This is a genomic window from Acinetobacter sp. FDAARGOS_494, from assembly GCF_003812225.1.
GTDB lineage: Bacteria > Pseudomonadota > Gammaproteobacteria > Pseudomonadales > Moraxellaceae > Acinetobacter > Acinetobacter baumannii.
This window is the reverse complement of the sequence record NZ_CP033866.1, coordinates 3,370,419-3,384,692: the sequence shown is the minus strand read 5'-3', so window position 1 is coordinate 3,384,692 and position 14,274 is coordinate 3,370,419. Positions and strand designations below refer to the sequence as shown.

Annotated in this window: 16 protein-coding genes; 8 read left to right on the top strand and 8 right to left on the bottom strand. The window is 37.3% G+C overall.

What is annotated here, in order from left to right:
• Window positions 1-36: 36 nt before the first annotated feature.
• Together trmA and EG365_RS16525 are read left to right on the top strand one after the other, a co-directional pair.
• Window positions 37-1,122: a tRNA (uridine(54)-C5)-methyltransferase TrmA gene (gene trmA, locus EG365_RS16530; RefSeq protein ID WP_000204640.1), complete on the top strand. Its 1,086-nt coding sequence runs from the start codon at window positions 37-39 to the stop codon at window positions 1,120-1,122.
• Between the two features lie 248 nt (window positions 1,123-1,370).
• Window positions 1,371-1,601 carry a hypothetical protein gene (locus tag EG365_RS16525; protein WP_000011679.1) on the top strand — a complete coding sequence of 77 codons (231 nt, stop codon included), beginning with the start codon at window positions 1,371-1,373 and terminating at the stop codon, window positions 1,599-1,601.
• Window positions 1,602-1,636: 35 nt separating this feature from the next.
• Here EG365_RS16525 and EG365_RS16520 read toward each other — a convergent pair whose 3' ends face one another.
• The gene (locus EG365_RS16520) at window positions 1,637-2,383 is read right to left on the bottom strand and encodes a phosphodiester glycosidase family protein (protein ID WP_000699311.1); all 747 of its coding nucleotides are present in this window, start codon (window positions 2,381-2,383) and stop codon (window positions 1,637-1,639) included.
• A 185-nt stretch (window positions 2,384-2,568) separates the two neighbouring features.
• Here EG365_RS16520 and EG365_RS16515 point away from each other — a divergent pair, with 185 nt between their 5' ends.
• Window positions 2,569-3,159 carry a lecithin retinol acyltransferase family protein gene (locus tag EG365_RS16515; protein WP_001187976.1) on the top strand — a complete coding sequence of 197 codons (591 nt, stop codon included), beginning with the start codon at window positions 2,569-2,571 and terminating at the stop codon, window positions 3,157-3,159.
• A gap of 45 nt (window positions 3,160-3,204) precedes the next feature.
• Here EG365_RS16515 and EG365_RS16510 read toward each other — a convergent pair whose 3' ends face one another.
• A complete protein-coding gene (locus tag EG365_RS16510; RefSeq protein WP_000550331.1) occupies window positions 3,205-3,795 on the bottom strand; it encodes a YceI family protein in 591 nt (196 codons plus the stop codon).
• Window positions 3,796-4,009: 214 nt separating this feature from the next.
• Between EG365_RS16510 and EG365_RS16505 the strand changes: the two genes are divergently transcribed.
• The gene (locus EG365_RS16505) at window positions 4,010-4,417 is read left to right on the top strand and encodes an OsmC family protein (protein WP_000248284.1); all 408 of its coding nucleotides are present in this window, start codon (window positions 4,010-4,012) and stop codon (window positions 4,415-4,417) included.
• Between the two features lie 54 nt (window positions 4,418-4,471).
• Here EG365_RS16505 and tkt read toward each other — a convergent pair whose 3' ends face one another.
• Entirely contained in the window at window positions 4,472-6,460 is a 1,989-nt protein-coding gene (gene tkt / locus EG365_RS16500; protein ID WP_000211075.1) for a transketolase, read from the bottom strand.
• Between the two features lie 523 nt (window positions 6,461-6,983).
• Between tkt and metK the strand changes: the two genes are divergently transcribed.
• A complete protein-coding gene (gene metK, locus EG365_RS16495; protein WP_001209544.1) occupies window positions 6,984-8,150 on the top strand; it encodes a methionine adenosyltransferase in 1,167 nt (388 codons plus the stop codon).
• A 123-nt stretch (window positions 8,151-8,273) separates the two neighbouring features.
• Here the strand turns inward: metK and EG365_RS19400 are convergent, their stop codons facing one another.
• On the bottom strand, window positions 8,274-8,522 hold the full coding sequence (locus EG365_RS19400; protein ID WP_000966850.1) for a hypothetical protein: 249 nt from the start codon (window positions 8,520-8,522) through the stop codon (window positions 8,274-8,276).
• Between the two features lie 258 nt (window positions 8,523-8,780).
• Here EG365_RS19400 and EG365_RS16485 point away from each other — a divergent pair, with 258 nt between their 5' ends.
• On the top strand, window positions 8,781-8,966 hold the full coding sequence (locus EG365_RS16485; RefSeq protein WP_000192616.1) for a hypothetical protein: 186 nt from the start codon (window positions 8,781-8,783) through the stop codon (window positions 8,964-8,966).
• Window positions 8,967-9,029: 63 nt separating this feature from the next.
• Here the strand turns inward: EG365_RS16485 and EG365_RS16480 are convergent, their stop codons facing one another.
• The gene (locus EG365_RS16480) at window positions 9,030-9,590 is read right to left on the bottom strand and encodes an FxsA family protein (RefSeq protein ID WP_001050729.1); all 561 of its coding nucleotides are present in this window, start codon (window positions 9,588-9,590) and stop codon (window positions 9,030-9,032) included.
• A gap of 398 nt (window positions 9,591-9,988) precedes the next feature.
• Here EG365_RS16480 and EG365_RS16475 point away from each other — a divergent pair, with 398 nt between their 5' ends.
• Window positions 9,989-10,813, top strand: coding sequence for an OXA-51 family carbapenem-hydrolyzing class D beta-lactamase OXA-66 (locus tag EG365_RS16475; protein WP_001021792.1), 825 nt, complete (start codon window positions 9,989-9,991; stop codon window positions 10,811-10,813).
• A gap of 68 nt (window positions 10,814-10,881) precedes the next feature.
• Here EG365_RS16475 and EG365_RS16470 read toward each other — a convergent pair whose 3' ends face one another.
• Both EG365_RS16470 and EG365_RS16465 read right to left on the bottom strand, forming a co-directional pair.
• Window positions 10,882-11,427 (bottom strand): GNAT family N-acetyltransferase, encoded by a 546-nt coding sequence (locus EG365_RS16470; protein ID WP_001109743.1) that lies wholly within the window; start codon window positions 11,425-11,427, stop codon window positions 10,882-10,884.
• On the bottom strand, window positions 11,424-12,017 hold the full coding sequence (locus EG365_RS16465; RefSeq protein ID WP_000340963.1) for a helix-turn-helix domain-containing protein: 594 nt from the start codon (window positions 12,015-12,017) through the stop codon (window positions 11,424-11,426). Before EG365_RS16465 ends, EG365_RS16470 begins: the two co-directional genes overlap by 4 nt.
• Window positions 12,018-12,246: 229 nt before the next feature.
• On the opposite strand from EG365_RS16465, the gene ruvC reads away from it, so the two are divergent.
• Window positions 12,247-12,792, top strand: a complete 546-nt coding sequence (gene ruvC / locus EG365_RS16460; RefSeq protein WP_001128330.1) for a crossover junction endodeoxyribonuclease RuvC — start codon at window positions 12,247-12,249, stop codon at window positions 12,790-12,792.
• 11 nt (window positions 12,793-12,803) lie between these two features.
• On the opposite strand, the gene EG365_RS16455 is transcribed toward ruvC, so the two are convergent.
• Complete coding sequence (locus tag EG365_RS16455) at window positions 12,804-14,264, bottom strand: bifunctional ADP-dependent NAD(P)H-hydrate dehydratase/NAD(P)H-hydrate epimerase (RefSeq protein ID WP_001149481.1); 1,461 nt, start codon at window positions 14,262-14,264, stop codon at window positions 12,804-12,806.
• Window positions 14,265-14,274: the final 10 nt, after the last annotated feature.

Below are 14,274 nucleotides of genomic sequence, written 5' to 3'. Positions count from 1 at the left end.
ATTCACCATTTGATTCTGTCTAAATTTTCTTTGTCTATGACTTCTTCTTATCATCAACAACTTCAAGCTAAAATTGATCGCATTACTACTCAATTTTCTGAATTTACACCGCCTACATTAGAAGTGTTTGAATCGCCTGAACAACATTTCCGTATGCGTGCTGAATTTCGCATCTGGCATACAGAAAATGATATGTTTTATGCCATGTTTGAACGTAATGACGATGGCAAGCAAAAAACCGTTGTACGCATAGATGAGTTTCCTATTGCAGATAAAAGCATTAATGACTTAATGCCACTTCTTTTAGCAGAACTTAAAGCCAACTCTTTACTTTCTCAGCGTTTATTTGAAGTTGACTTTCTCGCAACTCTAAGCGGAGAAATGTTAGTTACCTTGATTTATCACCGCAAGCTTAATCAGGAATGGGAACAAGAAGCTAAAGCACTTGCTGAAAAATTAAATATTAAAATTATGGGTCGTAGCCGAGGCCAGAAAATTGTTATTGGTGATGACTTTGTGGTAGAAGAATTTGAACTTTTAAACCGTTCATTTAAATACAAACAAATCGAAAGTAGCTTTACGCAGCCTAATGCACAAGTTTGCAAAAAAATGCTGCAATGGGCATGTGATGCAGCTGAAGGATCAAAAAAACACCTGTTAGAACTTTATTGTGGTAATGGTAATTTCACACTTCCACTCTCTTTAAAATTTGAAAGAGTGCTTGCAACTGAACTTGCAAAATCATCAGTTTATGCGGCGCAGTGGAATATCGAACAGAACCAAATTGATAATATTCAAGTAGCTCGCCTCTCGGCTGAAGAGTTCACTCAAGCCTATCAAGGTGAACGTGAATTCCGCCGTCTACAAGAAGCAGATATTGATATTCAAAGCTACGACTTCGATACAGTATTCGTTGATCCTCCACGCGCAGGAATTGACGATGAAACTTTAAAACTATTGCAGAGCTTTGAACGTATTATCTACATTTCATGCAACCCCAACACTTTATATGAAAATTTAAAAACGCTCACTCAAACTCATCGCGTTACTAAGTTTGCTTTATTTGATCAGTTCCCTTATACGCATCATGTAGAGTCTGGTGTCTTACTTGAGAAGATTTAAACAAAATTTTTCAATGTAACCCTATTTTATAAGGAGATTAAATATCTCCTTATTTTTCAAGGTGTTTTAATTAAGTATTTAAATTTAAAAAAAATATCAAGTCATCTATTCGTCATAATTTCGTTTAACTCGACCATTACTATCGAAAATTCTCTAGTTCAACTGGTGGATTTATCACATATAGAGTCTTGTATTTTAATTTATATTGGCTATATTTCGAGCTATGTTAGGTTGTATATGAAGGCTCTATGAGTTTTTGGCAAAAGCTGTTCTTGGCAGATCAACAGCATAACGAGCATAAAAACCAAACTGCTTGTGTTGAAAATGACTGCTCATGTAAAACTAATGAACAACTTCTAAGTGCGCTTGCGCAAGCGACTGATGAAGATGTCATTAAGGGAATCAAGAAAGTTCTTATTTCCCGTGGTTATAGCCGAAAAGAGTTAAATGAACTCACTCAAAAACCATCTATTCATTAATTAAAAAGCCAGTCTTGTACTGGCTTTTTTATATTTTACTTGTGTCTACAATCTGCCTGATCCACCCATCCAATAATAGGCCCCATATTAAATTTTTTGTCATTTCGATTATTCTTATGCAAATATAAACTAGAGATAGAACCGTCAAGGTATAGAGCTTGCTCGACTTCAAGATTTTTTTGGAAGAACTGAGCAAAACTATAGAAATTCACTCTATTTTTAGATATCACAAAATACAATTTATTATTTTTTACACCTACCCCATTACGTATTTTCTTTGAATCGCTATTTGCTAGGAATAAGGGATTTATTTTGCCATTAATCACTAACATAGGGCCGGACTGCGTAGCATAATCGGGTTGAAAAACTTTTGCTTTGTATTGTTCAGTTGTCAATATAACAGCTTGTTTGTCATTCCATGCTAGAACTCCATTAGGCTGCAAAAAGAAGTTTCCCCAGCCTTTATCTTCATTTAAAGGTTGGCTCTCTCGTCCGTTTTCAATATATAGTCCTACTGGAGAAAAACCGGAATGGAACATGCCTCCATTCATCGCAAAAGTAAGCTGTTCACATGCTTTAAGTTGATATTGAATATTGTCGAAACTTTTATAATATTGATCAGTTTGCGGATTTTTCAGAAATAAGCGTAATTGTTCTAAATTAGAAATTTCAATTACTTCAAACTGATCATCAGTAGTATTTCTAATCTGCCGATACTCTAGTGCTAAAGCGGATTGTGTAAAGATTATGAAGTTCACGATACACAGTACTAGTATTTTCATTAATGCCAAACCTTAGATGTCATTTTATTTTCATAAAGACACTTTATTAAATAAAAATGTTTGAAGTGATATATACCCGAAAGTCGCTTATTCCACCTAATCAATACACTAGAACACAACTATATTCGTTATAATAGTCACAGCTTTGTATAAAAGTGATTAAACTTTATTGGATCAGCGTGAATATGCAACAAACAAATAAACGCTACCCTTTAGGGGCTCATCTTATTGTAAAACATCTCGGCTATAGCCATCATGGTATCTATGCTGGGAGAGGTCGAGTTATTCATTATTCAGGCCTCGCACATTTCATCAAAAAACGGCCCATTGAAATCACTTCCCTAGATGCCTTTTCTCATGGCAAAAAAATTCATGTACGTTCTTATGATGCACCACGCTACAGAGGAAAAGTTGTTGTACGACGTATGCGTTCACGTATGCATGAAAACCATTATCATTTGATTATTAATAATTGTGAGCATTTATGCAGTTGGGCGATTACTGGTATCGAAAGTAGTACTCAAGTTGAGCGAATGATGCATCGTTTAACCACCATTGGTTACGTGAGCTCAATCATGAGCTATATGAATGGCATGATGCTAACCGTAGCAACCACCTGCTTTGCTCTTGTTCTTTATATTAAAAAGAAATTACGTGATCAGGCAAAAATGAATATTCCGACTTATCAATTTCTAAGAGAAAAAGCCGAAAAAAGAAATATAGACCCAACCTCACCTTTAGTCTTTATAGAACCAGATAAAAAAGAAACTATCTAATTAAAAAAGTCCTCAAGTTGAGGACTTTTTTAGAAAACTTACAACTTATTTTTTAGCTGCACTAGCCGCAGTTGCTTCAGTTGTAATGTTTACAGTGATCTTATCACCCACGTTTGGTACATAGTTACCTAAACCAAAGTCAGAGCGATTGAACGAAGTTGTCGCGTTAAAACCAATCGCTGGAACTTTTGCCATTGGGTGCTCGCCTTGCTTATTTAAGACAGCATCAAGTACAACTGGCTTAGTGATACCTTTAACAGTCAAATCACCAGTAATTTTAAAATGTTTTTTATCTTTAGTTTCTACTTTCGTACTTTTGAAAGTAATGTTTGGGTATTTAGCCGCATTAAACCAAGCTTCTTCTTGGAACTCTTTATCTAAAGCAGGTACATTGGTATTCACACTGCTTAAAGGAATGGTCACATTTACAGATGAGTTTGCTGGTTTAGCATTGTCAACTTTAATTACACCTTGGATGTCCGAGAAGTTAGCACTTGGGGTTGAAAAACCGAAGTGATTCCACGAGAAAACAGTAGCTGTATGTGTTGGATCAATTTTATAGTCCACTGGTGCAGCTAATGTAACTGTACTTGCCAATGCTACTGCTAAACCGAAGCTTAATGTTTTAAGATGCATTTTTCGTATCCTTTATTGATATAGTCGTTAGTGTATACATCAAGTAATTTAATTCACTATTCTTTATAAAACGATATGTTTCATCCATGCAACAATAAAAGCGTTACAGTTGTTATTCAAAAACCATATTATAAAGTATAGATATTCTTCTATTCGAAGCTTTCAGATTTATTAATTTTTACTACGATTTTATTGATAAATAACAAGGTAAAACATGGTTAACACTGCCCAAGCACAAAGTACTTCTACTCCTTATCGAGTAACGCTTACCGATCCTTCAGGCCATCAATGGTTTGCAGATGAACCCACCGATAAAGGTGGACAAGATACAGCTCCAAATCCGGTTCAGCTTTTATTATCGGCTTTAGGAGCTTGCACTACAATTACACTAGAAATGTATGCAAATCACAAAGGCATCAAAATTGAGCATGTACAAGTTGATTTAGCATTAAATCCAAATGGTGATCCAGAAGCAGGTCAAAATAATATTGAGCGTAAAATTACTCTAAAAGGTGAATTTACTGAGGATCAGCATAAAAGATTATTAAAAGTTGCTGAAAACTGCCCTATTCATAAGCTTTTAACGTCTAATATTACGATCCAAACTGAACTTAACATTTAAATAGCTCATAAAAAAAGCGCCCCAATCGGGACGCTTTTTATTCTGCTCAAAAGATTAAGCAGTTAACTCTTTTACCGCAGCAACTACAGCCTCAGTTGTAATACCGAAGAATTGGAACAAGTCTTTTGCTGGTGCTGACTCACCATAAGTTGTCATACCAATTACTTTGCCATCAAGACCAACAAACTTCCACCAGTAGTCAACATGAGCAGCTTCTACAGCAACACGTGCACGAATATGAGCTGGTAATACTGCTTCACGATATGCAGCATCTTGTTTCATGAACTCTTCTGCACATGGCATAGAAACAACACGAACACCTTCAAGTTGAGCATAAGCTTCCATTGCTAAAGAAACTTCTGAACCAGTAGCAATAATAATTGCTTTCAACTCACCTTTCTCTTGAGCAAGAACATAACCACCTTTTGCCGCATTTTGGATTTGCTCTTCAGTACGCGTTTGGAATGGTAAGTTTTGACGAGAGAAAATAAGTGCTGTAGGGCCATCTTTACGCTCTAAAGCAGATTTCCACGCAATTGCTGTTTCTACAGTATCAGCAGGACGCCAAGTATTTAAGTTTGGTGTGCCACGTAAAGAAGCAATTTGTTCAATTGGTTGGTGTGTTGGACCATCTTCACCTAAACCGATTGAGTCATGTGTATAAACATGAATCACGCGTTGCTTCATTAATGCAGACATACGTACCGCATTACGTGCATATTCCATAAACATTAAGAACGTTGCAACGTAAGGAATGAAGCCGCCATGCAATGCAACACCGTTAGCGATTGCAGTCATACCGAACTCACGTACACCATAATACACGTAGTTACCAGCCGGGTTTTCTTGAACGCCTTGGCAACCTTTCCAAAGTGTTAAGTTAGAACCTGCCAAGTCCGCAGAACCACCTAATAATTCAGGTAATAAAGGACCAAATGCTTGTAATGTGTTTTGGCTCGCTTTACGAGTTGCTACAGTTTCAGCTTTAGCATTTGTTTCACGAATAAATGCATCTGCTTGAGCTGAAAATTCTGTTGGTAAGTCACCGCTAATACGACGAAGTAACTCAGCTGCTTCCGTTGGATATTTTGCTTGATATTGAGCAAACACTTCATTCCAAGCTGCTTCAGCTTCATTACCTTTTGCTTTAGCATCCCATGCAGCATATACATCAGCAGGAATAACAAATGCTTCTTCAGTCCAACCTAAAGCTTCACGAGTTAAGGTAATTTCATCTTTACCCAGTGGTGCACCGTGACAGTCTTCTTTACCTTGCTTGTTTGGAGAACCTAAGCCAATAATTGTTTTACAAATAATAATCGTTGGTTTTTGAGTTTCTGCTTTAGCTTCAACTGTTGCTTGACGAATCGCATCAGCATCATGCCCATCTACACGAAGAACTTGCCAACCATAAGACTTGAAACGCTCTTCAGTGTCATCACTAAACCAGCCTTCTACTTCACCATCAATCGAAATGCCGTTGTCATCATAATAAGCAATCAATTTACCAAGCTGTAAAGTACCTGCTAAAGAACATACTTCATGAGAAATACCTTCCATTAAACAGCCATCACCTAAGAAACAATAGGTAAAGTGATCAACTACTTTTAAGTCATCTTTATTGAACTGAGCAGCTAAAGTTTTTTCTGCTAATGCAAAACCAACAGCGTTCGCAATACCTTGACCCAAAGGACCTGTCGTTGTTTCAATTCCTGGAGCATAACCATATTCAGGGTGACCAGGAGTTTTTGAGTGCAATTGACGGAATTGTTTTAAATCTTCAATTGAAAGATCATAACCTGTTAAATGAAGCAAAGCATATTGCAACATTGAACCATGGCCATTTGATAAAACAAAACGGTCACGGTTTGCCCATTGTGGATTATTTGGGTTGTGATTTAAAAACTCGCGCCAGACGACATCAGCAATATCTGCCATCCCCATTGGAGCACCTGGATGCCCTGAGTTTGCCTGTTGCACAGCATCCATTGCCAATACACGAATTGCGTTTGCAATACGACGTTCGTTTAAAGGGGTCGTCATAGATCAGAATCCAATTTTAATAGATTGATGAAAAGAAGAAGATGAATAACCATTCAATGCCGCTATATTGTCTTAAAAAAACGCCTAGGGGTAAACCCCAACACTGTATATTTCTTTATTTTTAACTATTTCTTGGTTACTCAAAAAACATTTAGATTCTTAAGCTGTGTAAAACAATAGTATTTATACTTATTTCCATACTCAACGATTGTAAGCTTCTTCCTCTTAATCAACATATAGAGTTGTATTTATTTTCTTTATTTATAGCTTTCACTTCATAGTCTAAATCTTCTTGATTAATATTTAACAAAATCAAATGTTTAAAATTTAAACATTTTATTAAAACTCTAATATAAAAATGATTAATTTTCATCTATCTATATCAATTTCCCTGATACACATATCAATTAAAACATAGTAGAAATGAAAGAAATTCATGCTTTTTAGTCAGTATGAACTGGTCCTCAAGCTCAAGTCGATGTAACATATTATGTCTTTTTGAAATAACCAAGATAGGACTTTCATGCGCGAGTACGCTGTTTTTACCTCGGAATCTGTAAGCGAAGGTCATCCCGATAAAATGGCCGACCAAATTAGCGACGCTATTTTGGATGCAATCTTAAAAGAAGACCCATACGCACGTGTTGCTTGTGAAACACTGGTAAAAACAGGCGCTGTTGTACTTGCAGGTGAAATCACAACAACTGCGAATATTGATGTAGAAGCTGTTGTTCGCCAAACTGTTAACGGTATCGGCTATCACCATTCAGATTTAGGCTTTGATGGTTCAACTTGTGCTGTAATCAACATGATTGGTAAACAATCACCAGAGATTGCACAAGGTGTAGACCGCCAAAAACCTGAAGACCAAGGTGCTGGAGACCAAGGTTTAATGTTTGGTTATGCAAGCCGTGAAACCGACGTGCTTATGCCAGCCCCTATTTCTTATGCTCACCGTTTAATGGAACGCCAAGCTGAACTTCGTCGTTCTGGTGCATTACCATGGTTACGTCCAGATGCAAAAAGTCAGGTAACTTTTGCTTATGAAAATGGCAAACCTGTACGTTTAGACGCAGTAGTACTTTCTACACAGCATGATCCTGAAATTACTCAAACTCAGCTTAAAGAAGCTGTAATTGAAGAAATTATTAAACCGATCATTCCTGCTGAAATGTTCCATGCAGCAACTAAATTCCACATTAACCCGACTGGTATGTTTGTTATCGGTGGACCTGTGGGTGACTGTGGTTTAACTGGCCGTAAAATCATCGTTGATACTTATGGCGGTATGGCTCGTCACGGCGGTGGTGCATTCTCTGGTAAAGATCCATCTAAAGTAGACCGCTCAGCTGCGTATGCTGGTCGTTATGTAGCTAAAAATATTGTTGCTGCTGGTCTTGCGGACAAATGTGAAATTCAGGTGAGTTATGCAATTGGTGTTGCAGAGCCAACGTCTATTTCAATCAATACTTTTGGTACTGCAAAAGTTTCTGATGAGTTAATTATCCAGTTAGTACGTGAACATTTCGATTTACGTCCGTTTGGTATTACTCGCATGCTTAACTTAATTCAACCTATGTATAAACAAACAGCTGCTTACGGCCACTTTGGTCGTGAAGGTTCAGATACTGCATTTACATGGGAAAAAACTGATAAAGTTGAAGCACTTAAAGATGCCGCAGGCCTTTAAGCTGATTATATTAAAAGCCCGCTCTTCAGCGGGCTTTTTTATTATTTTTGTATTTGATTAAAATTAAACAATAGCCCCTTCAACATACATTATTTAAAGGCATGAAGTGAGTATTAAGCAATATTATTGTTTTGTGCTCTTATCACCTTCATTTAATACATCTAACAGAGTCGATTGCACAGGTGTATCTTGATGATTCTGGATATAAAGATGAACAACTTTGAATACGACAACAACTGCTAGACAAGCCATCACACAAAACATCCATAGGCCATATGGACTACGAATATGGTGTGAACCGCAATATGGACATGATTTATCAGTTGATGCCACAACTTTGTCGCAACAAGCACAATGATATTGGTATAGCATAGGTAACCCTCCTTCCCTCACTTCAACCGTTGTTGTTTTAATAGGTTTGCTACATTTTTAAATTTATACATCCTTTATATTTATCCTATGTGAAATGAAAAGATAATTCAATCTGAATGAACAATCCGTTCAAATTTCAAATATTTAATTTATACAAAGAGATAGACTAAATATTATTTTTTTAGCACTATTTTTCTTATTTTGATATTTTGTTGAATTTGTTAAAATAGAAACATATTTTATTTTCCAGGCGAATTTATGACACAGCTCATTAATAAAGGTGGCTTTCGTGAAAGAGCCAATAGAAGCCAAAAATATCAACAATCTGAAAACAAGCAAGTAGCTCTGCCTTCAAACAAGTATCAACCTCAAACTAAGCTCCAAGATAATCAAAACGAGATGATTCAAGCAAAAGCAGTTATTTCTGAAACTTCAGATGATTAATTGTTATAAATTAAAAAGGGCCTAAATCTTTTAGATTTAGGCCCTTTTTGTATAATAGATTAATTAATCTTTATTTTTATGCTCAATTTTCTTGTGGTCTGGAGTAACTTCTCTCGCTTCGCCATCAATAATACTAGAATCATGATATTGGCTACCACCACCTTGTTGATTCTGCATATCCTGCATTTGACGCATTAAATCTGCAAATGGGTTTTGACCAGCACCTGCACCACCCATGCCGCCCATCATTTTATTCATCATGGCTTGCTGACGTTTTGCGAGTGTTCTCATTGCAATATTACGAAACGCAGTTTGTACGCCCGGAATAAGAATTAAGAGCGCTAATACATCCGATACCAAACCTGGCAACATTAATAAAAAACCAGCAAAAGCATAAGCTAATTTTTTAGTCACAGTCGGATCATTACCCAATTGTCCAGTCATCTGCATTTGTTGTAATTGCGGCATAATACCAGCCGTACTATTACGAATAAGCGTTAGACCAATAAAGAAAGCAATAATGAACCAGAAAAACACATACCATCCACTGATGAACTGTGCTACACCAATCCATACGGCAATTTCAACAATCGCGCCCAGAACCACAATAAGAAGTAAATTCATGTAAAACTTTATCTATCTCAAAAAGAAAATTCATTGCAGTTGTTACTACTTAACTAAACTCATCCATTTTTCATTTGAAATCATGGATTAAATTTAGTTGCAAAGCTTAGACAATGTTTTTGTTGTAACCTAAAATCATAGCTAAACTAAGGTTCTGCAATACTATAAATAAGACTGATTCTAACTTAATAAAACAGTCATACTCTATCATTAATGAGTGCTATAACAACTTTATCAAGTGTTTTTTCTACAAGATTGCAATTTTTTCATGAATTGGCCGATACTTTTATCTATTAGCAGCTTTTTTATAAAATTTAACTTACATTTTTGATATCTAATAATTGATCTACTCAAGTTACATTAATTAGCTAAACTTCAAATTCAATCTTATAAGTCTTATGAACATTAAAGCACTCTTACTTATAACAAGCGCTATTTTTATTTCAGCCTGCTCACCTTATATAGTGACTGCTAATCCAAATCACAGCGCTTCAAAATCTGATGTAAAAGCAGAGAAAATTAAAAATTTATTTAACGAAGCACACACTACGGGTGTTTTAGTTATCCAACAAGGCCAAACTCAACAAAGCTATGGTAATGATCTTGCTCGTGCTTCGACCGAGTATGTACCTGCTTCGACCTTCAAAATGCTTAATGCTTTGATCGGCCTTGAGCACCATAAGGCAACCACCACAGAAGTATTTAAGTGGGATGGTAAAAAAAGGTTATTCCCAGAATGGGAAAAGGACATGACCCTAGGCGATGCCATGAAAGCTTCCGCTATTCCAGTTTATCAAGATTTAGCTCGTCGTATTGGACTTGAGCTCATGTCTAAGGAAGTGAAGCGTGTTGGTTATGGCAATGCAGATATCGGTACCCAAGTCGATAATTTTTGGCTGGTGGGTCCTTTAAAAATTACTCCTCAGCAAGAGGCACAGTTTGCTTACAAGCTAGCTAATAAAACGCTTCCATTTAGCCAAAAAGTCCAAGATGAAGTGCAATCCATGCTATTCATAGAAGAAAAGAATGGAAACAAAATATACGCAAAAAGTGGTTGGGGATGGGATGTAAACCCACAAGTAGGCTGGTTAACTGGATGGGTTGTTCAGCCTCAAGGGAATATTGTAGCGTTCTCCCTTAACTTAGAAATGAAAAAAGGAATACCTAGCTCTGTTCGAAAAGAGATTACTTATAAAAGCTTAGAACAATTAGGTATTTTATAGAGTTAGTTTATAGCCCAGTTCACTTTTACCATTTTGATCTGGGCCATTGCTATTTTAAAACTGATAATCTATCCATCCACTGGTTCAAATGGAGTATTCAAAATTAGTTGGTAAAAAGCAGCGTCAAGCCATTGCCCAAATTTAAAGCCCACTTGTTTAAAAGTACCAGCGTGGGTAAAGCCCATTTTCTCATGAAGGCCTATACTGGCTTGATTTGTCGCATCAATACAACCAATGAGCACATGAAGTTGAGCCTGTTGAGCACGTTGAATTAACGCTTGCATTAAAACTTTACTTAGACCACAGCCACGATGTTCATGATGAATATAGATACTATGCTCAACCGTATATTTATAAGCTGGAAACGCTCTAAATGTTCCCCAACTAGCAAATCCTAATAACTTACCTAACTCATCTACTACCCCAATGACAGGGAAACCATTTTCTCTTTTTACCGAAAACCATGTTTTCATTGAATCAAGTGAACGGGGAACATAGTCATACAATGCGGTAGAGTTAACAATCGCATCATTTAGAATTTCTAATATTGCTACCGCATGCTCTGCTTCATTACAATCAATTAAACGGAAATTAGAATCGAGGGAATAGTTCATAAAGATTCCTTAAGAGCGGGCACCAGTTGATTAGAAACGACTAAAATATAACGAGCAACTTGAGCTGAATGATTACTGTATATGACAGGTTGATCTAATTGCATTGCCAAGCAATCCCCTTGACCTAATGCATAAGAAGTTTCACCTAATTGAATTTCAATTTTCCCTTCAACGACCCAAAGCTGCTGCTGTACCACTCTAGAGCTTTCATTAGTTTCATAAGTAATTCGAGAATGAGGCGGAAATTCAATTTCAACAATCTGGAAGGGTAATTTTAAGTTCGGAGGTGAAACTGTACGGCGTATATAGCCAGTTTCCGGATCTCGCCACTCAGCTTGTTCATTCCGACGAATAAGCGGTTGAGATGATGAATTCCCTGCTTCATTCGTAAAAATTTGAGTTAAAGGTACTTCAAGACCATTTGCTAGTTTTTCAAGAACAACTGCCGTAGGACTCGTTTCTCCTCTTTCAATTAAAGAAATAGCTGAACGGCTAACTTGGCAACGGGCAGCTAATACATCTAAAGTATATCCACGTGCTAAACGCAGCTCTCGTATTCGATGTGCAATCCTTATATTGATATCATCCATTAAAGAAGCTCAATTCCATCATTATAGATAAGTATTCCATTAAAATAGAATTACATCAAATGATTTCAAACTCTTCATTATGAATATATGGAAAATTGGGTGGACAATATAAATCTTTAGGATTAAAAACCGAAAAATAACCATTCATAGCAGCATTCTTTAAATTACTCATGCAGAACCGATTTGGCTATGTAACAATACCCTCTAAACTATTTAAGTAAGTCTTCACATGCCATTGATTATTGGAATTGATCCAGGTTCACGCTTAACAGGTTACGGAATCATTGAAAAAGATGGTAGTAAACTACGTTTTGTTGATGCCGGTACAATCCGAACGGAAACTCAAGAGATGCCAGAGCGCTTGAAGCGTATTTTTGCTGGTGTTGAACGAATTGTGAAATTTCATGGTCCTACTGAAGCTGCGGTCGAGCAAGTCTTTATGGCACAGAACCCCGACTCTGCCTTAAAACTTGGTCAAGCCCGTGGAGCTGCTATAGCCGCTTTAGTGAATTTAGATTTACAAGTTGCAGAATATACTGCACGCCAGATTAAACAGTCTGTAGTGGGATATGGTGCTGCCGATAAAGAACAAGTACAAATGATGGTGATGCGTTTACTTAACCTGACCATTAAACCTCAAGCCGATGCAGCCGATGCTCTTGCTGCTGCAATTTGTCATGCCCACGCTTCAGGAAGTATGAGCAAACTAACCGTCTTGAATGCCTTAGGTGGTATGGCTCGTGGACGAAGTCGCTCTAGTAGCCGTAGACGCTAAAGTTTTATTGTTTATTGATTTACTACTTGAGTAATTGCTTGATTCATCTCATAAGCTTGTAAACCGCGCATGCCTTGTTTGGCAAGTTGGTCACCTGCCTGAGCATGGAGAGTTACGATCTCATGTAGGGTAACTGCTTTGTGGAACTGGGCTTTTAAGCTTGCAATCATGCCCGCCAACACATCTCCCATTCCACCAGTTCCCATACCTGCATTACCTTGCGTACAAATATACAAGTTATCTTCTAAAATTAAGCTGCCTGCTCCTTTAAGCACCCACTGGCCTGCATATTTTTGCTGCAACGCATAAATCGCAGCAATTCTGTCATTTTCAATTTGCCAAGTAGAACAACTAAGTAATGTAGCGGCCTCCCCCGGATGAGGTGTTGCATAAATATGTAAACTCAATTTTTCAGGCTGCTTTGCGAGAAACCATAGGGCATCTGCATCTAATACAACTTCTAAATGTGAAGTCTGATTTAAATAATTAAACCACTGTTGATAGATTTGGAGTGCCCACTCATCACGGCCTAATCCCATTCCGAAACATACTGCATCAACCTGAGATAAAATTTCTTTAATACCGTTTTCATCGAAATCATTAATATCACGCAGCATAATATTAGGAGCTCGCGACAAAATAGCCTGATGATGGTTGCGATGACAAACTACCGTAACCTTGCCTGCCCCTGCATGAAAAGCAGCTTCAGCAGCCATAATGACGGCCCCGCCCATTTGCTCATGTCCACCTATCACCAAAACATGCCCATAACTTCCTTTATGTCCAAAAGCCAAACGTTTAGGAAAGTTGATATGTGTTGGCGTCAAGTAAGCAAGAGGTTTCAGCTCTTGGTCTATTGGTATTAAATTAATTAAATGAATTTGTCCTGCATATTCTTTACCTTGGCCTGTAAACAGTCCTGCTTTAAGCCCTAAAACAGTAAATGTATGATCAGCCCGTATTGCACAAGGTAAAGTAGAGCCAGTATTTGCATGTAAACCACTTGGTATATCAATCGAAATTTTTAGCCCTGCTTGCCCATTAAATTGTTGAATAGCATGTTGCCAATAACCGTTTAATTCACGGTTTAAACCAATCCCAAACAATGCATCAATATGACAATCAAATGTCCCGTTGATCTCAAAACCTTGGTGTATTTGAACATGATTTTCTTTCGCAAAATGGACAGCGTGGTGTAAATCAGCTGACTCGCCCAACTCAGCCGCAAATATTCCAACCTGAAACCCAGCTTGTTTGAGATAGCTTGCTATAAAATAGCCATCACCAGCGTTATTACCCTGTCCGCACCAAACAGCAATATTCTTAAAATTTTGTTTTTGAAAAAGTACAATGAGTTGTTGAGTGATTGACCAAGCTGCTTGTTGCATTAGGCCTAATGAGGAGTTTTGCGCAGCAAACCAACGTTGCTCCCATGCCTGGATATCTTGGCTATGGTAAACTACCGCCTGCATATTCTTATCC